Here is a 20,137-nt window from a genome sequence, read left to right as displayed (position 1 = left end):
TAATGAAACGATCAGATGGGTCCGTGATGAAAAGGACAAAGAGAAAATCATGAGATCAGGACGCTGCATCGATGGGCACCGGGCTTTTTCACGAGGCAGTCATTTCACATGATCCGTGAGGCATGCTGCACGGGCACAGCGGCTTAAGGCGTTGCATCGGCCGCGCAGCTGCGGCGAAAGATCTTTTGTTTTGGTTCCAAACTGATCGAACGTCATTTTTATATCGGAGGGAAATATAATGAAAAAATTTGAGGAAGGGCTCAAAAGATTTGCTGAACTGGCGATCAAAACAGGCGTGAATCTGCAGAAAGGGCAGGGGCTTTTGCTAACCGCACCGGTCGAGGCTTCCCGATTCGCCGATCTTGTAGCGGAAGCGGCTTATAAAGCGGGTGCCAGGGACGTTTTTGTCGACTGGACGGACGATGCGACCTCGCTTCTTCGCTTCCGGTACGCGCCGCTTGACGCACTGGAGCATATCCCGTCGTGGAAATTTGCTGTGCGCAACGAATCAGTACAGGACAACTATGCCGTTCTGAATATTTACGGACCGAATCCGGATCTGCTGAAAGATGTGGACGGAACCCGGTCGGCCGCGTATATGAAGGCGGCGGGACAAGGGCTTTCTCGGTATCGGGAATTTCTGATGAAAGACAAAATACAATGGTCGCTCATTGCTTACCCGACGGTTGCCTGGTCGAAAAAAGTGTTTCCGGGAAAACCTGCCGCGGAGGCGCAGGAACGATTAATGGAGGAAATTCTGCGCATCAGCCGCGTCACAGGCCGTGACGATCCGGAAGCCGCATGGAAAGAGCATAATAAAGCGCTGCACGCTGTCCGGGATTTTTTAAACCGGCAGCAGTTTAAACAGCTTATTTACAGAGCGGAGGGCACGGATCTGAGCATTGATCTGCCTGAAGGGCATATTTGGAACGGCGGTTCGAGCCCGGCCGAAACGGGCGTGGAGTTCAACGCAAACATTCCGACGGAGGAAGTGTTCACAATGCCGCATAAAAGAGGCGTGAACGGCACGGTTGCCGCGACAATGCCCTTAAATTATGACGGCCAGATCATTGATCATTTTTCGCTGACGTTCAAAGATGGAAAAGCCGTTGCTTTTAAAGCTGAAAAAGGGGAAGAAGCGCTGAGGCATCTTCTGGAATCCGATGCCGGGGCGCGGCGGCTCGGCGAAGTAGCCCTCGTGCCCCATCGGTCGCCGGTATCCGCATCCGGCCTTGTTTTTTACAATACCCTGTTCGACGAAAATGCTTCCTGCCATCTGGCACTTGGAAAGGCATACGCTTCCTGCATTGAAGGCGGAAGTAAGATGGACGGCGCGCAGCTGGATCACGCCGGCGTCAACGACAGCATCGTACATGAAGATTTTATGGTCGGATCGGCCGGACTGGACATCGACGGTGTAAAAAAAGACGGCACGAAAACAGCGGTTTTCCGCCGCGGAGAGTGGGCGTTTTCTTTTGATGAAGCCTAAAGGCCTATCGGTAAGGAAGCCGGTTCGGCGCAGGCCGTTATTCGGTGAATGCTGGATTGGTGCTGGATCGATGGCTCTGTTCGCTCCGTTGCGCCTATTAACAAACAGATCCGACAAAAAAGAGAGGCCGGGCTGTTCCGCAAAAAGCTTATAGACAGCCCGGCGCGTGCGGACTGCGGGGCCGGCCTGTGCCTATGTTCGCTTATCGTTGCTAAGCCGGGAGGAAACTGATATTCTAAGAGCAAAGACCAACGGAACGGGACGGGGAGAAATGAAGAGAAACGAAAAACCGGTTCGCCGAAGAGGGAAGGTAGTCATGCTTCCGGATCTGGAGAGCAGACTTCTGAATAAGGCGATGTCATTGGTCGATGAAAAACATTATGGCGAGGCCCGTCCCCTGTTTGGCAAACTGCTGGAACTGGATGCCGGCAATCTGAAAGGCCTGTACGGCTGGGCGATCTGTTCGGTTGAACTGGGCGATTATCGTCAGGCCGAAGAAGCTGTGACTCAGCTGCTGGAGGCAGGCGCCCCTCACTATGACGATGTGTTCCGTCTGTATTTGACCATATTGATCGAAAAAAAAGACTACCGGGGCGCACTCGACAAAATCAGCCAAATGGACAGGCGGAAAGATCTCGCTGCGGATACGAGAGAATTTCTCAGCCAGATGAGGCACTTTTGCGAAGTTCGCATCACCGAGCCGAAACAGGCCGCCGAAACGGATGCGGGCGAAGGGGAACGCCGGCCGGGCAGGGGCGGGATCCCGGAGAAACATCATCCGGCGGAACCGATCGACTGGCCGGCAATCGAACAGGCCGATCCGAAAACCCAGATGCTTCTGATCAGAAAACTGGCCGGCCGGCTGGACAATCGTTATTTACCGCAGATGAAGCGGTTTCTGCTTGATGAAAAGCAAAATCCGGAAGTTAAAACGATGCTGATGTGCGTCATTAAAGAAAACCGCCTGGCAGACCGTGTTCAGGTCAGCAAATTCGGAGAAGTCTACCAGGTGACATTCGACGGCCAGTTTCTTTATAAGACATTCGCCGATCAGATTGAAAGTCGGATCGAGGACGTACTCAGTTCCGAAAACCCGACCCTGGCGGATCTGGCCAAGGATGTCGGACGTTTCTTCACAATGAACGCTTATCCGAAGCCGCTTAATCCTCCATCCGCCAAGGTATGGGCCGCCGTTTTTTCCGCCCGTGCCGCCATGGCCGGCGACGGAGAATGGGAAAAGGGCCGGATTCTTGATCTGTTTGATGTTTCAGAAGAAGAATTTCAGGCTGCCAGCAGGACCGTCAGAGAAATCGAAAATGGGGAAACATGGGAAAACCCATAATAATTTGATTCAATACGTTTTTCATGAATGACTCTTATGTTATAATATGAGGGTTGTCATTGTTTTACAAGAAAAAGGCTGACGGGCATTCCCTGCCCGCGGGCAGGGACGGGTGCGCGAAAGCTGCACAGCAGACCGGATAAAAGCCGTGTTGCAAAAAGTATGAAGATAGATGTTGGAGGTAAGAATAAATGACTGTAGAAGCAAAATGGGAAAAAAAAGAGGGCAATACGGGTACACTGACCTTTGAAGTGGATGCCGACAGCTTTAACCAGGCGCTTGACAAGGCTTTTAAAAAAGTCGTTAAAAAAGTGAATGTGCCCGGGTTCCGCAAGGGCCGTGTGCCGCGGATGCTGTTTGAACAGCGCTTCGGTGCTGAGGCGCTGTATGAAGAGGCGATTAATTTTATTTTGCCGGATGCTTATTCCGCGGCAATTGATCAGACGGGCATTGAACCGGTGGATAAACCGCAGGTCGATGTGGAAGAGGTCGGCAAAGGAAAGAAACTCGTCCTTAAGGCAGATGTGACGGTAAAGCCGGAAGTCAAGCTCGGCAATTATAAAGGGCTTGAAGTCGAAGAAAAAGATACGGAAGTTACAGATGAAGACGTGGATCACGAGATCAAACATCTGCAGGAACGTTATGCCGAACTTGTTGTCAAGGAAGACGGCGAAGTCGAGCAGGGGGATACGGTTGTCATTGACTTTGACGGATATGTAGACGGCCAGCCTTTTGAAGGCGGAAAAGCCGAGAACTACTCTTTGGAGATCGGTTCAGGTTCGTTTATCCCAGGCTTTGAAGATCAGCTGGTCGGCCTGAAAGCAGGCGCTGAAAAGGATGTCGTTGTGACCTTTCCCGAGGAATATCATGCTGAAGAATTGAAGGGCAAGGAAGCCACTTTTAAAATTAAGGTTCACGAAATCAAATCAAAGCAGCTGCCTGAGCTGGATGATGAATTTGCCAAGGATGTCGACGATGATGTTGAGACCTTTGATGCATTGAAGGAAAAGATCAAGAAGCATCTGAAAGAACACAAAGAAGCGGACGCGGCAAGCAGCAAGCGCGACAGTGTCGTAACCCAGGCGGCCGACAATGCGGAAATTAATGTTCCCGAAGTGATGATTTCCAGCGAACAGGACCACATGCTCAGTGAATTTGAGCAGCGCCTGAAAGCACAGGGTATGACGATGGATATGTATACCGGCTTCTCAGGGCAGGACAAAGACGCGCTCCGCGATCAGATGAAAGACGACGCGGAAAAACGTGTGCGCGCCAACCTGACGCTTGAGGCGATTGCCGATGCTGAAAAAATCGAGCCGACGGATGAAGAAGTAGAAGAAGAACTGAAAAAAACAGCCGAAACGTACAAATTAAGCGTCGATCAGCTGAAATCGGTTTTCGGCAATGGAAACGTGATCAAGGACGATGTCCGGCTCCGGAAAACCGTTGATTTTCTTGTTGAAAACAGCCGTTCGAAAGCGGCAGAAGAAAGCGACAAAACGGAAGCAGAGAAAAAAGAATAAATCAGGCATACTGAAGATAAATAATCATAAGATGAGTGGACAGGCAAAATCACGGGTCTGTCCACTCATCATTAATACCCACGCTCCGTCCGTCATCCGGGATCATTTCCGCAGATGGCGCGTAATTGTTGGAAAGGGCATATAGTTTATCGGGAGAGCTTTTTTATGTTACAATGCCTACATAAGAAATTGCAATGGAAGGCCCGCCGATCGGCGGGCTGAAGACCGGAAACGCGGAGTGTCTGCCGGACTTTGAAGAAAGGTTCGGCCGCCTCCTGTTTCATATCAGGGCACGCAATTGCTGACCGGCAGGCAGAAGCATTCTCGGAAACCGAATGCGGCGGCCGGGACGGCAGAATGACGATAAACAAAATGGAGCGGACGGCATTATCCGACTGCCTATCCGTTCATCGGAAGGGCCCGGAGATGTCTGCCGGTTCATGGCGCGAAGAGGGAGTCATTCATGAGACGGTTAGTCTCTTTCGGGTGAATAATTTACACTCGACCGGGTGCTTCGCTCTTGCCTGGGGTTTCGATGAAAGATAGAATGAATAGGGGTGAAAACATGTTCAAATTTAACGAGGAAAAAGGACAGCTGAAATGTTCTTTTTGCGGGAAAACTCAGGATCAGGTCCGCAAGCTTGTTGCCGGACCGGGCGTCTACATTTGCGACGAATGTATTGAGCTGTGTACGGAAATTGTAGAAGAAGAACTGGGGACAGATGAGGAAGTTGAATTTAAGGATATTCCAAAGCCGCAGGAAATTTACGCCATTCTGGAAGATTATGTCATTGGGCAGAATGATGCCAAAAAGAATTTGTCTGTAGCTGTTTATAATCACTATAAAAGAATTAATTCAAAGCAAAAACCGGACGATGTCGAGCTCTCTAAAAGCAACATCATGATGATCGGCCCGACAGGAAGCGGGAAAACGCTGCTGGCCCAGACGCTTGCGCGCATTCTCAATGTGCCGTTTGCGATTGCCGATGCCACCTCGCTGACGGAGGCAGGCTATGTAGGCGAAGACGTCGAGAATATTCTGCTGAAACTGATCCAGGCGGCAGATTATGATGTTGAAAAAGCGGAAAAGGGCATCATCTACATCGATGAAATAGATAAGATCGCCAGAAAATCGGAAAATCCATCAATTACCAGAGATGTATCCGGCGAGGGCGTTCAGCAGGCCCTGCTTAAAATTCTTGAAGGAACGGTGGCCAGTGTTCCGCCGCAGGGCGGGCGGAAACACCCGCATCAGGAATTTATTCAGATCGATACCACCAATATTCTGTTCATTTGCGGCGGTGCCTTTGACGGTATCGAGCAGATCATCAAACGCCGTCTGGGCAAGAAAGTGATCGGTTTCGGGACCGGCGCGAAGAATCAGGAAATGGAGCACGACGATGCCCTGAAACATGTGCTGCCGGAAGATCTGCTGAAGTTCGGCTTAATTCCTGAGTTTATCGGCCGTCTGCCGGTTATTTCGACGCTGAATCAGCTCGATGAAGATGCGCTGGTCGATATTTTAACCAAGCCGAAAAACGCGCTGGTTAAACAATATAAAAAACTGCTTGAGCTCGACGATGTTGAACTCGAATTTACAGACGATGCACTGCGGGCCATTGCCAAACTGGCTATTGAGCGCAAGACGGGGGCCCGCGGCCTGCGGTCGATTATTGAAAGCATGATGCTGGACGTCATGTACGAGCTGCCTTCCCGTGATGACATTGAAAAATGTGTCATCACGAAAGCGACTGTCGACGGCAAAGAACGGCCGACTCTGCTTTTAAGTGACGGTTCGACCGTTGCCAGAAACATCGAATCGCCGAAAGAAAGTGCCTGAACGTCTGACAAAAGCGAAAGTTTAACGGGACGTTTTCCGAAAGCCGGGAAAACGTCCCGTTTTTATTGTTTACTTTTGTTTATCACCCGCCGGGCTTGGAAATACTGGGCTATAAAAGAAGCGGGAACGGCTGTCGACCGGCGAGCGGCCGGACAGCGCTCTCCTGCCGGGAGGCTGGTAAACAAATGAATTGGATGGTTTTGCTGATCTTTACTCAAATTTTTTTCGGAGCCATTATTGGCATTTATTTTTGGAATTTACTGCACAATCAGCGTGTACAAAGAATTTCCATTGATAGAGAATCCAAAAAAGAGTTGGAACAACTTAGAAAAATGAACAGTCTGTCATTGTCCGAACCGCTGTCTGAACGTATACGGCCGAGAACGATGGAGGACGTGATCGGGCAGAGGGACGGAATTCAGGGGCTGAGGGCAGCCCTTTGCGGTGCGAATCCCCAGCATGTGATCATTTACGGGCCGCCCGGGATCGGCAAGACAGCTGCCGCGCGCCTTGTTCTCGAAGAAGCGAAACGGAATCCGGATTCCCCTTTTAAGAGCTCGGCGCCTTTTGTCGAACTGGACGGCGCAACGGCCAGATTCGATGAACGGGGCATTGCCGATCCGCTGATCGGTTCCGTGCATGACCCGATTTATCAAGGCGCAGGGGCGATGGGGCAGGCGGGTATTCCGCAGCCGAAGGAAGGAGCGGTCACCCATGCCCACGGCGGCATCCTTTTTATCGACGAGATCGGAGAACTTCATCCGATTCAGCTCAACAAACTGCTGAAAGTACTGGAAGATCGCAAAGTATTTCTTGAGAGCGCTTATTATAGCGAAGAAAACCGTCAGATTCCGGCCTACATCCATGAAATTTTTCAAAAGGGGCTTCCCGCCGATTTTCGGCTCGTCGGAGCGACCACTCGCCGTCCGGAAGAGATTCCGCCGGCCATTCGTTCGCGCTGCCTCGAGATTTTCTTTAATGAACTGAGCCATTCGGATATTCAGCTGATTGCCAAACGTGCGGCGGACAAACTCAATCTGGAGGTGCCGCAGGTTTGCCTTGAAAAAATAGCGGAGTACGCGAAAAACGGACGTGAAGCCGTCAATATGATGCAGATCGCAGCCGGAATGGCGACCGCTCATAATAAAAAGGCGCAAAGAATCGGTCTGGCCGAAATCGAATGGGTGATCAATGCCAGCCGGATGGTGCCGAAACCGAATCACAAGGTTCAGACGAAACCTCAGATCGGCTTGGTCAACGGTCTTGCGGTGTACGGTCCCGGGCGCGGCGTGCTTCTTGAAGTTGAGGCGGCTGCCGTGAAGAGCCGCCACGGCGGCAATCTGACTATTACAGGAATTGCCGAGGAGGAGACAATGGGTTCATCGGGACGGTCCGTTACACGAAAAAGCATGGCGCGCGGGTCTGTTGAAAATGTGCTGACGGTTTTAAACAGAATGGGGTTCTCGGCCTATAAATATCACATTCATGTCAATTTTCCCGGCGGAGCGCTGGTCGACGGTCCGTCCGCAGGCATTTCGATGGCGGTAGCCGTCTGCTCGGCTATTCTTCGGCGCAAGGTGGATTCCCGAACAGCGATGACGGGCGAACTGGGACTTCACGGACAGGTGAAACCTGTCGGCGGGGTGACGGCCAAAGTCGAGGCGGCTGCCGAAGCGGGCGCAAGACGCGTCATCATTCCGAGAGAAAATATGCAGGAGTCGCTGAAACATGATGATAAAGTCGAAGTAATCCCTGTCGATACATTGCGGGAAGTGCTTGAACTGGCCCTGCTTCCTCGGGAGAGTTCGGGGGACGGACAGGAGGATGCTTCCTTTTCGACACAGCTGCTTGACCGTTCGCTTTCGGCACGATCCGTCTCTTCAAGAGTCCGGAAAGACAGTTGACGGCTTTGCGGATAATCAAAATTAATACCGGACATTTCTCCCGCTTCATAGACAGCTGAAATCACTTGCGATAAAATGATTGCATGAGCAAAAGGATATCGGACGCGAGCAATCTGTTTCCGATAAAAGGGCGATGACTGCTGCTCATCGCCCTTTTTGGTACGGTGAAGAAAGCATCAACCGGATTATTGGGATAAGCGGCCGAACGGAAGCACCGCATCCCGCGGTCCGTTCGCCATGGGGCCGTCCGGACCCCGCAGCAAAGGCTCTGTCGGAACTAAAGGTTTGGCAAAGCCGGGTTTGCTAATATAAAAAAGAGATCGGCGCAAATAAGTGATTCGGCCGACTGAGACCGGGCTTCGCCCAAATTTTAATATTTTTTAAAAAGGGGAGACCGGCGGAAGGAGAAATGATCTTTGAAAATCGGACAGGCAGAATACGTGATCAGTGCGGTCGGACCGGCACAGTATCCGAAGGACGGACTGCCGGAAATTGCACTGGCAGGCCGTTCAAATGTCGGCAAATCTTCTTTTATCAACAAAATGCTCGGCCGGCGCAACTTGGTCAGAATTTCTGAGAAGCCGGGGAAAACACAGAAACTGAATTATTTTAAAATAAACGGCTCTTTTTATTTTGTCGATGTGCCGGGATACGGTTATGCAAAAGTGTCAAAAAAGGAAAAAGAAGCCTGGGGGAAGATGCTTGAGGCGTATTTTTCACAGCGAAACGAACTGAGTGCGGTCGTTCACCTTGTCGACCTGCGCCATCCGCCCTCCAAAGAAGACAGACAGATGCATGATTATCTCAGTTATTTCGGCCGCCCGATCGTCACGGTCGCGACAAAAGCGGATAAAGTATCGAAAAACCGGCATCGGCAGCAAAAGCAGCTGATCATTGATGATCTGGGCCTTGGAACTGACGAGCCTCTGCTTCTTTTTTCATCTGTGACCGGTGCGGGAAAAGACGATGCATGGCGTGCACTGGAGCCGTTTCTCAAATGAATGATTCTGTTTATCGGGTGTTGTTGCCGAACATATCGTCTCTATTTGAACTTTTTGTGAAAAATGCGGTAAAATGGAAGGATGTAAGCGCTGATCTTTGATTTTACAGTAATGAACTGCTATCTTAAGGTAAGATAAGTCGTATAACAATCTCAACCGGATGTTTCACCGCATCATCAGGAAGTAAAGGACAGCGGGGGGAGCTTGATGCATATTCTGGCAGTTGGGGTGAATCATCACCGTGCTCCGGTCAACGTCAGGGAAAAGCTGGCACTGACGGCTTCGGATCTTGAAAAAACTCTGACAAAACTGAGGCATACAAAAAGCATTTTTGAAGATGTGATCGTTTCAACTTGCAACCGGACGGAATTTTATGTAGTCAGCGATCAGCTGCATACCGGCCGTCATTATACGCAGCAATTCTTTGCGGACTGTTTTCATATTTCCCGTGAAGATATTTTGCCGTTTCTGTTTGTTAAGGAAGATCGAGAGGCCGTAAACCATTTGTTCCGGGTCGCGTGCGGACTGGACTCTATGGTGCTCGGCGAAACGCAGATTCTGGGACAGGTGAGGGACAGTTTTCTTACGGCGCAGAAGGCCGGAACGACGGGGACCTTTTTTAATGAATTATTTAAAGAAGCCGTAACGGTTGCAAAACATGCCCAGGCTGAGTCGCAGATCAACGATCATCCTGTCTCTGTGAGCTATGCGGCCGTAGAACTGATCAAGGATACGTTCGGACCGCTGGATGATAAGCGGATACTGTTGGTCGGGGCCGGTGAAATGAGCCAACTGGCATTGAAATATCTGACCGGCGGCGGCACTTCGCAGATCATGATTGCGAACCGGACGGCGGAGAAGGCAGTCCGGCTGGCGGATCAATTCGGCGGTCGGGCGGTCCCCTTCGAATCGCTCAGCCGCTGTCTGGATCAGGCGGACATTCTGATTGCCACGACATCTGCACCCGACTTTCTTTTGTCGCAGCGTGATGCCGCGGATGCCGTTGCCAGACGCGGAGAAAAACCGATTGTCATAGTTGATATTGCAGTTCCGCGCAATATCGATCCGGATGTCGCCCGGCTCGACGGTGTCTATCTCTATGACATTGACGATCTCGAGAATATCGTGGCGTCAAATCTAAAAGAGCGGGAAAAAGCCGCCTTGCTGATTGACCCGATGATTGACGAACAGCTGGACAAGTTCGCCGGCTGGCTGCGGACGCTGGGAGTTGTTCCCGTGATTACAGCTCTTCGGAACAAGGCGCTTTCCATCCACTCGGAAACGATGAAAAGCATAGAGAACAAGCTGCCCGAGATGACGCAGCATGAACGCAAAGTAATCAGCAAACACGCGAAAAGCATTATCAATCAGCTGCTTCGCGATCCGATTAATAAAGTCAAGGAAATTGCCGGAGATAAAAACAGCAAGGAAGCGATGGACCTTTTCATTGACATTTTTAATATTGCCGATGAAGTGAGCGGTCAGCAGGAAAGGACACCCTTCACTGTATCTGTGCCCAAAAAAGAGCAGCAGATGGTTGAAACACACACATGAAAAACCGGAAGCAGCACCGGCGCTGCTTCCGGTTTCATTGCGCTGCCCGCTCTTCGGCGGGTGGCGCTATATTGCCGGATCTGCAGTTTCCGGTTTGCAGCAGAGAAAAATGGTATCTGTCTGTTTATTTTCTGGAGAGAGAAATGGGGAATGGCAATGAGAACAATTCTGGTCGGATCAAGAAAAAGCAGACTGGCCCTCATTCAGAGCCGCTATGTGATCGAGAAGCTGTCGGACCGTTTTGCCGATTTGACTTTTCAGATCAGACATCTGGAGACGAAGGGCGATCAAGTATTGCATGTCACCCTGTCGAAGGTCGGCGGCAAGGGGCTGTTTGTCAAGGAAATCGAGCAGGCACTGCTTGACGGCACGATTGATTTTGCCGTCCACAGCATGAAGGATATGCCGGCGCAACTGCCGGACGGCCTTGAAATTGCTTCGGTTCCGGTACGCGAGGATGCTCATGACGTGCTTTTTTCGGCAAACGGTGCGTCTCTTGAAGGACTGGCCCAGGGCGCCGTTGTCGGGACGAGCAGTCTCCGCCGGGCGGCTCAGCTCCTTCATTATCGTCCCGACCTGCAGGTGCGGCCGGTGCGCGGCAACGTCGATACAAGGCTGGCCAAACTGAAAAAAGGAGAATTTGATGCGATTGTTCTTGCTGCGGCAGGAATGAAACGGATGGAATCTCCTGAATTGCAAACGGCCGAGTATCTTCCTTTTGAGATTTCATTGCCGGCGGTCGGCCAGGGCGCGCTCGCAGTCGAATGCCGATCGGAAGATGCGGAACTAAAGGCTCTTCTGAAAGAAATTAACGACGAGACGACAGCCGTCACCGTCCGGGCTGAACGTGCTTTTCTAAAAAAACTGAACGGCGACTGCCAGGTGCCGATCGCCGCCTTCTGCGAGCGCAAGGGGAATAAAGGGCTTACACTGACCGGACTGGTTGCTTCTCCGGATGGGTCAAGAGTTCTGAAAACGCGGTCGGAAGGCGCCAACCCGGATGTTATCGGCATTCAGGCCGCGAGCGAACTGCTTTCGCGCGGAGCGGGAGAAATTCTGGCTGAATTCCGCGGCTGAGCCCGCGGAAGATTGGGGGAAAAGAGCGATGGAATCGCAGCTTCAGGGCAGACGTGTGCTGGTCACGAGAGCGGTGCATCAGTCAGCTTCGATGTGCGCGCGGATCCGCCGTTTCGGAGGCGAACCGGTTGTCGTTCCGGTCATCAGCTATCGGAAAGCCGAGCTCACTGAAGAGGATAGGCGCGTCTGGCTCGACTCGGTCCGGATGGCCGACTGGATCGTTCTGACGAGTAAAAATGCGCTTGATTTTTTCATGGACACGCTGGATGATCCGGGCCGATTAAAGGGAGTCAGGCTGGCTGCTGTCGGAAAGAAAACCGGCCGGGCATTAGAAACCCGGGGATTAAAGGCGGACTTCGTTCCCGAGCGCTTTACCGTGCGCGGCGTGGCCGACGCTTTTAGAAACGGCCGGCTCAAGGCGGCGCGAATCGCCGTTCCGCTCGGTTCAATGGCGGATACATCGTGGTTTGCCGAACTGAGGAATTCCGGCATCGCGGTAACGGGCCAGGTCCTGTACGAGACCGTGCCGGATGTCTCTTCCGGGAGGCGCCTCGCGGATACGGTAGCAGCGCCCGGCGTTGATGCGGTCACCTTTGCAAGCCCCTCGGCCGTCCGTTTTTTCACTGAATTGCTGGATGAGCCTTTGTGGCGCAAAGTGCTGGAATCCTGTACGGTTGCGGCAATCGGGACCGCAACGGCACGGGCACTGGAATCGCTGGGCTATCCGCCCGATGTTGTTCCCGAAAAATTTACCGCGCCTGATATGATCGATGCATTAGCCGACTATTATAAGAAAAAGGAAGGCATGAAAAGATGAATTCATTAAATTTTGATCGCCACCGCCGGCTTCGCCGGACAGATACTTTAAGGAAAATGGTTCGTGAAACATTTCTCAGGCCATCTGATTTTATTTATCCGATTTTCGTAACGGCCGAAGGAACAGGCATAAAAAAAGAAATTCCCTCCATGCCCAATGTTTATCAATATTCTTTGGACCGGCTCGATGACGAACTGGCGGAAGTAGCCGGGCTCGGCATCCCTTCGGTGATTTTTTTCGGTATTCCGAAAGAAAAAGATGCCGTCGGCTCCGGGGCCTATGATGAACACGGGATTGTCCAGGAAGCGATCCGCCAGACTAAGAAAAGTTACCCGGAACTCGTTGTCATAGCCGATACATGCATGTGCGAATATACGGATCACGGGCATTGCGGCATTATTCGTGACGGAGATGTCGACAATGATCAAAGTCTGGAATATCTTGCCAAGACGGCAGTTTCCCAGGCCGAAGCCGGTGCCGATATTATCGCTCCCTCAAATATGATGGACGGATTCGTGACGGCGATCCGCCATGCACTTGATGAGGCGGGATTTGTCAATATTCCGATTATGTCTTATGCCGTTAAATATGCGTCGGCATTTTTCGGACCTTTCCGCGATGCTGCCGAGAGCGCACCGAAGTTCGGCAATCGGAAAACGTATCAGATGGATCCGGCGAACCGCAGGGAGGCGCTGAGAGAGGCCGCTTCGGATGTCGATGAAGGTGCCGATTTTATTATTGTGAAACCCGGACTGCCTTATCTGGATGTGCTCCGCGACGTACGCAATCATGTCAACCTGCCTTTAGTCGCCTACAATGTCAGCGGTGAATACGCGATGGTCAAAGCGGCGGCGCAGAACGGCTGGATCGACGAGAAAGCGGTGGTGCTGGAGTCGCTGACGGCGATGAAACGGGCCGGCGCCGACCTGATCATTACATATCACGCGAAAGACGCCGTTCGCTGGCTCGGGGAGGAAGTGTGAACGATGGAATTCAAAAAATCAATCGCGGCGTTCGAAGAGGCTAAACCTCTGATGCCGGGCGGAGTGAACAGTCCGGTCCGCTCCTTTCCGGCCGTGGATCTGGACCCGATCTACATGGACCATGGCAAGGGTTCGAAGGTCTATGATCTTGACGGCAATGAGTACATTGACTATGTCCTGAGCTGGGGGCCGCTGATTCTCGGACATGCCGATGAGAAAGTGATTGATTTTGTCAAGAAGACGGCCGAAAAAGGGACAAGTTTCGGAGCTCCTCATGTGCTTGAAACGAAGCTGGCCGAACTGGTGATCGATCGTGTTCCGTCTGTGGAGATGGTACGGATGGTAAACTCCGGGACTGAAGCGACAATGAGCGCGATCCGCCTTGCCAGAGGCTATACCGGACGTGAGAAGATTCTGAAATTCGAGGGAAGCTATCACGGGAGCTCCGATTCATTGCTGATAAAGGCCGGATCCGGTGTAGCCACGCTGGGCCTTCCGGACAGCCCGGGCGTTCCGGCCGAGCTGGCAAAAGAGACCCTGACCGTCCCTTACAATGATGTGGAGAGCGTTGCGGACGTGTTCAAACAGTATGGCCATGATATTGCCTGCGTCATCGTTGAACCGGTCGCGGGCAACATGGGCGTCGTTCCGCCGGTGCCCGGTTTTCTGCAGGCACTGCGCAAAATCACAAAAGAATACGGTTCACTTCTGATATTTGATGAAGTCATGACAGGCTTCCGCGTGGCTTATGACTGTGCTCAAGGTTATTACGGCGTCATGCCCGACCTGACGACACTCGGAAAAGTGATCGGCGGCGGCCTGCCGGTCGGCGCATACGGCGGACGGCGCGACATTATGAAACAGGTCGCGCCGGAAGGCCCTGTCTATCAGGCGGGCACATTGTCCGGAAATCCGCTTGCCATGGCGGCGGGCTACATGACGCTTTCGCAGCTGAAACCGGAGGATTATGCGGAATTCCGGAACAAGGCGGATCGTCTGTCAAAAGGATACAGGGCCGCTGCGGAGAAATACGGCATACCGCTTTCGGTCAATCAGGCCGGTGCAATGATGGGTTTCTTTTTCACTAATCAGGATGTGATTGATTACAAACGTTCGAAATCATCCGATCTTAATCACTTCAAAAAATATTTTGCGGCGATGATCGAGCAGGGGATCTCTCTGCCGCCGTCTCAGTTCGAAGGTGTATTCCTGTCAACGAAGCATACGGATGACGATATTGAAAAAACAATTGCCGCCGCAGAGAATGCTTTCAGACAGATTGCGGAATCGGAATAACGGCTGTTTTGAGAAAATAACAGTTGTTTTCTCGGATGAGAATCGGCTGTTCACCAAAAAATCGAAAGTAAAAATTCTCGCTTTTGCGCGGGAATTTTTTTTATTCCCGAAATCAGCTTTTATTTTCCGGGATGCATACGACAATTCCCGGCATCCGGTAAATATTTTTCGGAATTTGAATCACACTAATAAGGTGTCATTCAAAAAGTTTATTGAGGGTGAACGGTATGCATTTTTTATCGATCGCGTTTGAACTGGTGGTCGGCTTTGCGGCATTATTTATCATGACAAAAATACTGGGGAAGGCAACGCTCTCCCAAATCACGCCCTTTGATTTTATTTCCGCGATTGTGCTTGGGGAATTTGTCGGCAATGCACTTTACGATAAAGATATCAAAATCACCTCAATACTGTTTTCTATCGCTCTGTGGGGGATTCTGATCTATGTCGTGGAGTGGTGTACGCAAAAATTCAGGGGGACGAGAAGTTTCCTGGAGGGGAAGCCGTCGATTGTGATCCGGAACGGGCATCTCGACCGGACGACGCTGAAAAAAGAAAAACTGGATATAAACATGCTTCAGAATCTGCTCAGGCAGAAAAACGTATTTTCCATCAGAGAAGTGGCTTATGCTATTCTTGAAACCGACGGCACAGTCAGTGTTTTGAAAAAATCGAAATATGCGGCGCCGACCAATGCCGATATTGAGCAGCAGCTTCAGACCGAGCAGCAGCAGAAACCGGTCTATCTGCCCGTGACCTTAATCAGCGACGGGAAAGTTGACTGGGAAAATCTGAAAAAAGCGGGGCTGAATGAAGAGTGGCTGTTAAAAACCTTGCAAAGCCGTCATGTCGACCACTATAAAGACATCTTTTATTGTGAATGGAAGAAAGACGAAGGCGTTTATCTCGAAAAAATGTAAACAGGTGTCCGTCATCCGAATGCGGGACAGCGGCATGCGAGAAGCGTTCATGACATCGGAAAAAGTCCGGAAATGAAAACCGGATTGTCTTCTGATTATTCACACTTATTCAGACTGTTCCTGTTGGATATTTTGAACTTTAATGATGATTCTTTTGATATGACTGTCGATAATCTGCTGTTTGCTGATGGTTTCCTGAAAAGGCTGACGACTTTTTAATGAATTAACCGGTGCTTTCCGGCGGCCGATGTTCCGAAAGGATCCCGGTCGCTGCTATTTTCCGCAGAACAGCCGAAAATGCTCGGCAACCTATGCAGAAACATCCATCAGCGGTTCGATCCCTAGATCGTCATTTCCGGCACGCGGGTCCTGCCGCCGTTCGGCAGGGTCAGCTGCTTAATTCGTAATTGAAAGAACGTCTTCGGAATTTCCGGCTTTGTCGGCATCGCCGGTACTTAGACGAGCCGAAAATCTTGAATGACAACCGGGCGGCGGATGGTGCACGATTCGAAAATATAAAATTCCCGCGGGTCCCGGCAGTTATCAGTATAAGCGGCCGAACAAAAGCGCCGCGTCCTAAGGGCGGTTCGGCACTTGGCGCCCCTCCATGGCTGCCGCAGCCAAACTTTGCCCATTAGCTTGCCAATCGGCAAGTTTTCTTTATTTGACATCTTTTGCGCTGAGCATAAATCCTGTCTCGATGCATAGATCTGTAATAAGAACGGATGAGAGGGTGTAAAGGATGTCTCAATCTTCGAGCGAAAGTCTGCAGTTTTCAATAAATGAATCGGTATGGCTGAGGAACGACGCACCTGCCGAAGAAATACTGTCCATGGCTCTGGAGCCGGACATCACGGTTGAAGAAAATTGGAACGATGTGACCATTAAGGGGTTTCTCAGGCTGACCGGAGAATACAAGCCGGCGAACAGTCCGGCGGATGCTGTTGAGGACAAGACCGCCCCTTTCCGAACAATTGATGAAATCATCGAAACGACGTCCGGGACGGCGGTTCTGGAACATCATTTTCCGATTGATATCACGATTCCGGCAGATCGGGTGCCGAACCTGGAAGAACTTTTCGTCGTGATTGAGTCCTTTGATTATGAACTGTCCGAGCACCGTCATATTCAGCTTCAGGCCGATATCGCCATCACCGGACTGACCGGATCGAACCGCAGCGAAAAAAAAGCACAGCCCCCGCAAAAACCTGCTGCCGTGATTCCGCCTGCTCCTGTGCCGGAAAAGCCTGCCGCCAAAAAGAAACCCGCCGCCGAATCCAATAAAATAAAGAAAAGCGAAAAAATCCCGAATAAGCCGGAAAAAGCAGAGAATCCACCGGAAAATATTCCGGAAAAAGCGGAGAAGACTGCAAAGAGCGCACCGGAAAAGGCCGGGGAGGCAAAGAAAAAGGAAAAAGGCACAGCGGAAAATGCTGTAGAAGCAAAGCAAAAGGCAAAAAGCAAACCGGAAAATGTTTCGGAAGTAAAGAAAAAAGCCAAGAAGGAAGCTCCCAAGGCTTCGGCACCCGCAGAGAAAGCCGGGAAAAAGACGAAAAAAGCGCCGAAGCGGTTCGGCGATCAGGAGACAGACGACGCCTTGCTGCAGCTTCCCGAAGAAATTGACGAAGTGGCGGACGATTTTGATCCGATGCCGACAGACCGCGAATTTGATTATGACGAGGATCAGGAAGCGGAAGAATTTCAATACGAAGCTTTCCGCAAACCCGAGCCCGCCGGGGAAGAGAACACGCCTCAGGTCGCTTTCGGGCGCCCGGGCAGCGGGGCGCCCGTCGGCGATGGTTCGGGCCGCTATGCCCCGGAAACGGGCCGGGACAGGGAGAACGGCTTGCAGGATGAAAAGCAATCGTCAAGGCCGGAAGAAGCAAATAGCCTCTATCTGACTAAAGTGCTTGCCGGGAACGATGCCGAACAGCAGACTCAAGTGAAGATCTGCATTGTCCAGGCGGGAGAATCGCTTGAGAACATTTCCGAGCGCTATCAGGTTCCCGTAACCAGCCTGCTGAGGAGAAATGCGCTGTCTTCGGTAGATATTGAGGCCGGGCAGATTCTTTATATTCCCGTAATCGTCAAAGGAAACAGGAATGAACGATAATCTGCAGATTCTGCTTTCTGCCCTGCAGACAAACTATCGTTTCCGCCGGCTGAAGCTGATTAAAGATCGGCCGCTGATCGTCGAAACGGAAAGAGGACCGAAGAAAATACGTATCTGGAATGATGAACGGCTGCTGAGGAAACATGTCGGCTGGCGCATGAAGCTGATTAGTGATCGCTTTTTTATTGACCGTATGTATGTGACGCAATCCGGAAATCCGTTTATCAGAATCGGACGCTTTGCGGTTACCTGTCATGACGCTCCGCCGGACAGAGCCGCTCTGTCCGGAAATGAACCGATCTGGGCGGAAACGGTCTCTGCACTGATAGCCAAAAGCAGGGATTCGATTGATGGTCACGGGAAACCCGTCCGTGTTCGGCAGCGTGCGGAAACTATTTTTGAACAGTGCAGGCAGTCGGGATTATTTTCCGGGAGTGACGGAGAACTTGCATCGGCATGCTACCCGTCGGTCCGGGAAAGGGCAGAGCAGGCCGATCTTCTGAGAAGCCATTACAGCCGCCGCAGCCGGTCGGTCATTCTGCCGGATACATTTTCACTCGGGGACAGCCGATCGCTGCTTGATACACTTTTTATCGAACTGGGCCAGTCGGTGCCCGGCAACGGCTACCGGGGACTTGCCCGCTTTTTTTTGGATGGGATCAGGGAAGGCGGAGAAGAAAGCCTCCGCAGCCTTTTTTTGTATTTGCAGGAAAAAGGGGTGCCCGATCAGGAAACAGCCGACCTGATCCGCGCCGAATGGTTCGACCCGTCCGAGTGGTTTCAACTCGTCGATTCCCTGCCCCTTGTTTCGGAAAGCGGTCAGAGAGATCGGGATCTGAAGGCTTTCAAATCGACCTGGGATTACAAAACCCGGCTGATCGGACTGTTTGATTCTGTTTTTTCACGGCCCGTTTGACGGGGAAAGCGAGTGAACAGCCATGGCGGCGGGAGAGAACCTGCGTTTCAATCGAATACTTTTCCAGTATGATCTCATTCCACTGAAAATGGATCCGTTCGGAAACGTGATTAAAGTGGAAACGGCGAACGGTACATTCGCACTGAAGCAGAAAAAACTGACGGACCGGCAGATCAGGCATCTGCACAGGGCCTATTCTCTGGCCGGACGGATGATTATCGACGCTGTCGGTCCGCTTCCTTCCAAATACGGAGATCTTGTTATCCGCGGCGAAGAGAACAGTTTTTATTTAATGCCCTGGTTTGAGGAAACCGTATCCGATTCGGATCTGCCCGAACGCTATCGCCATTTGTTTGTACGGGCCGCCCAGCTGCACCGGCAGACGCTTCAGGAGGAAAAGGAAGCAGCCGATCTGTTTGCCGCGGCGGCTCAAACGGTCGGTGCCGGGCAGGTTCAATGGGAACGCTTCCTGAACAAGGCGGAGCATCATGTCTATCCTTCCCCGTTCGAACAGTGCGTTCTTAATTTTGCCGCCGCCGGTCTCAATAATATGCAGCGGGCATTTGATTATTTTTCCAAAGGGCAGGAAAAAAATGAAGACGGATCGGGGAAAAAACTGCGGCGTGCGCTCTGCCACGGCCGCCTGAGCCCGCTTCATCTGCTGATTGAAGGGGAAAAGAGCTTTTTATGCAATTTTGAAGAGTGCGAAGAAGATTTTTTTATCGTGGAAACAGCCGCTTTATTTGAGCAGACGAGCGTGATGCTTTCTCCCGCCGGCGAGTCCTGGGACCGGCTGCTGCGTTCTTATTTTTCAGAATGCCCGCTGAACGGAGAAGAGCCGGACTTTCTGTTTCATTCGCTGCTCTGTCCGAGAGCTCCGCTTGCCCTGATCGGAGAATATCAGGAAAACAGGGATCACAGCGAACAATGGTATACAAAGAGATGGATGAGGCTGAGCCGCGCTTATATGGAAATGATCGGCCGGCTGCAAAAGTTCCTCGATCAGAAAAAAGAAGAGGAGACGGCAAAAGAAGAAGAACAGGGGGAAAAAGAATAGCCGCTACAGCCATTTTTTCAGAAAAGCGATGTAAATGAAAAAAAGAATGGCGGCAATCAGCACATCGAAAGTTGTCGGGATGAAAATGGCCCGTATCAACTGAAAGATGGCCAATGGAAGAACAATGACGCCCAGGCCTTCACGGATTTTTTTGAAAACGGGAGGAAAATGATTTTTTTTGAACAAGAGATGTCCTCCTTTCTTTGATCGGGTCTTTGCTTCAGTCTATGAAAAACAACGGGCCCCGGTGCAGCACCGCCCTGTACAGTAAAATGTATGAATGATTGACGAAACGAGAATAAAAT

Annotated in this window: 16 protein-coding genes; 15 read left to right on the top strand and 1 reads right to left on the bottom strand. The window is 51.3% G+C overall.

Going from position 1 to position 20,137, the window contains the following annotated elements; genetic code table 11:
- The first annotated feature begins 238 nt into the window (after positions 1–238).
- The 15 genes from OYT88_RS04030 to OYT88_RS03960 all read left to right on the top strand — a co-directional run bounded on the left by OYT88_RS04030 (position 239) and on the right by OYT88_RS03960 (position 19,832).
- Positions 239–1,489 carry an aminopeptidase gene (locus OYT88_RS04030; RefSeq protein WP_274398117.1) on the top strand — a complete coding sequence of 417 codons (1,251 nt, stop codon included), beginning with the start codon at positions 239–241 and terminating at the stop codon, positions 1,487–1,489.
- Positions 1,490–1,760: 271 nt separating this feature from the next.
- On the top strand, positions 1,761–2,831 hold the full coding sequence (locus OYT88_RS04025; protein ID WP_274398116.1) for a tetratricopeptide repeat protein: 1,071 nt from the start codon (positions 1,761–1,763) through the stop codon (positions 2,829–2,831).
- 191 nt (positions 2,832–3,022) lie between these two features.
- The gene (gene tig / locus OYT88_RS04020; RefSeq protein ID WP_274398115.1) at positions 3,023–4,354 is read left to right on the top strand and encodes a trigger factor; all 1,332 of its coding nucleotides are present in this window, start codon (positions 3,023–3,025) and stop codon (positions 4,352–4,354) included.
- A 565-nt stretch (positions 4,355–4,919) separates the two neighbouring features.
- The gene (gene clpX / locus OYT88_RS04015) at positions 4,920–6,194 is read left to right on the top strand and encodes an ATP-dependent protease ATP-binding subunit ClpX (RefSeq protein ID WP_274398114.1); all 1,275 of its coding nucleotides are present in this window, start codon (positions 4,920–4,922) and stop codon (positions 6,192–6,194) included.
- 185 nt (positions 6,195–6,379) lie between these two features.
- Entirely contained in the window at positions 6,380–8,098 is a 1,719-nt protein-coding gene (gene lonB / locus OYT88_RS04010) for an ATP-dependent protease LonB (protein WP_274398113.1), read from the top strand.
- A 416-nt stretch (positions 8,099–8,514) separates the two neighbouring features.
- On the top strand, positions 8,515–9,099 hold the full coding sequence (gene yihA, locus OYT88_RS04005) for a ribosome biogenesis GTP-binding protein YihA/YsxC (protein WP_274398112.1): 585 nt from the start codon (positions 8,515–8,517) through the stop codon (positions 9,097–9,099).
- Between the two features lie 207 nt (positions 9,100–9,306).
- Complete coding sequence (hemA, locus tag OYT88_RS04000) at positions 9,307–10,653, top strand: glutamyl-tRNA reductase (protein WP_274398111.1); 1,347 nt, start codon at positions 9,307–9,309, stop codon at positions 10,651–10,653.
- Between the two features lie 156 nt (positions 10,654–10,809).
- The gene (gene hemC / locus OYT88_RS03995; protein WP_274398302.1) at positions 10,810–11,730 is read left to right on the top strand and encodes a hydroxymethylbilane synthase; all 921 of its coding nucleotides are present in this window, start codon (positions 10,810–10,812) and stop codon (positions 11,728–11,730) included.
- A gap of 28 nt (positions 11,731–11,758) precedes the next feature.
- Positions 11,759–12,547: a uroporphyrinogen-III synthase gene (locus tag OYT88_RS03990; RefSeq protein WP_274398110.1), complete on the top strand. Its 789-nt coding sequence runs from the start codon at positions 11,759–11,761 to the stop codon at positions 12,545–12,547.
- On the top strand, positions 12,544–13,530 hold the full coding sequence (gene hemB / locus OYT88_RS03985; RefSeq protein WP_274398109.1) for a porphobilinogen synthase: 987 nt from the start codon (positions 12,544–12,546) through the stop codon (positions 13,528–13,530). Before OYT88_RS03990 ends, hemB begins: the two co-directional genes overlap by 4 nt.
- 3 nt (positions 13,531–13,533) lie before the next feature.
- Positions 13,534–14,826 carry a glutamate-1-semialdehyde 2,1-aminomutase gene (gene hemL, locus OYT88_RS03980; RefSeq protein WP_274398108.1) on the top strand — a complete coding sequence of 431 codons (1,293 nt, stop codon included), beginning with the start codon at positions 13,534–13,536 and terminating at the stop codon, positions 14,824–14,826.
- 227 nt (positions 14,827–15,053) lie between these two features.
- A complete protein-coding gene (locus OYT88_RS03975; protein WP_274398107.1) occupies positions 15,054–15,746 on the top strand; it encodes a DUF421 domain-containing protein in 693 nt (230 codons plus the stop codon).
- A 742-nt stretch (positions 15,747–16,488) separates the two neighbouring features.
- Entirely contained in the window at positions 16,489–17,859 is a 1,371-nt protein-coding gene (locus tag OYT88_RS03970; protein WP_274398106.1) for a LysM peptidoglycan-binding domain-containing protein, read from the top strand.
- Positions 17,849–18,775: a hypothetical protein gene (locus OYT88_RS03965; RefSeq protein WP_274398105.1), complete on the top strand. Its 927-nt coding sequence runs from the start codon at positions 17,849–17,851 to the stop codon at positions 18,773–18,775. The genes OYT88_RS03970 and OYT88_RS03965 overlap by 11 nt, the downstream gene beginning before the upstream one ends.
- 22 nt (positions 18,776–18,797) lie before the next feature.
- Positions 18,798–19,832 (top strand): spore coat protein YsxE, encoded by a 1,035-nt coding sequence (locus tag OYT88_RS03960; protein ID WP_274398104.1) that lies wholly within the window; start codon positions 18,798–18,800, stop codon positions 19,830–19,832.
- A gap of 3 nt (positions 19,833–19,835) precedes the next feature.
- Here OYT88_RS03960 and OYT88_RS03955 read toward each other — a convergent pair whose 3' ends face one another.
- On the bottom strand, positions 19,836–20,018 hold the full coding sequence (locus OYT88_RS03955) for a YszA family small membrane protein (protein WP_443029738.1): 183 nt from the start codon (positions 20,016–20,018) through the stop codon (positions 19,836–19,838).
- Between the last annotated feature and the right edge of the window lie 119 nt (positions 20,019–20,137).

This window comes from Sporolactobacillus sp. CQH2019 (assembly GCF_028765345.1).
Lineage (GTDB): Bacteria > Bacillota > Bacilli > Bacillales > Sporolactobacillaceae > Sporolactobacillus.
Note: the sequence above shows the minus strand (reverse complement) of the source record. Positions and strands in the feature narration are given on the sequence as shown.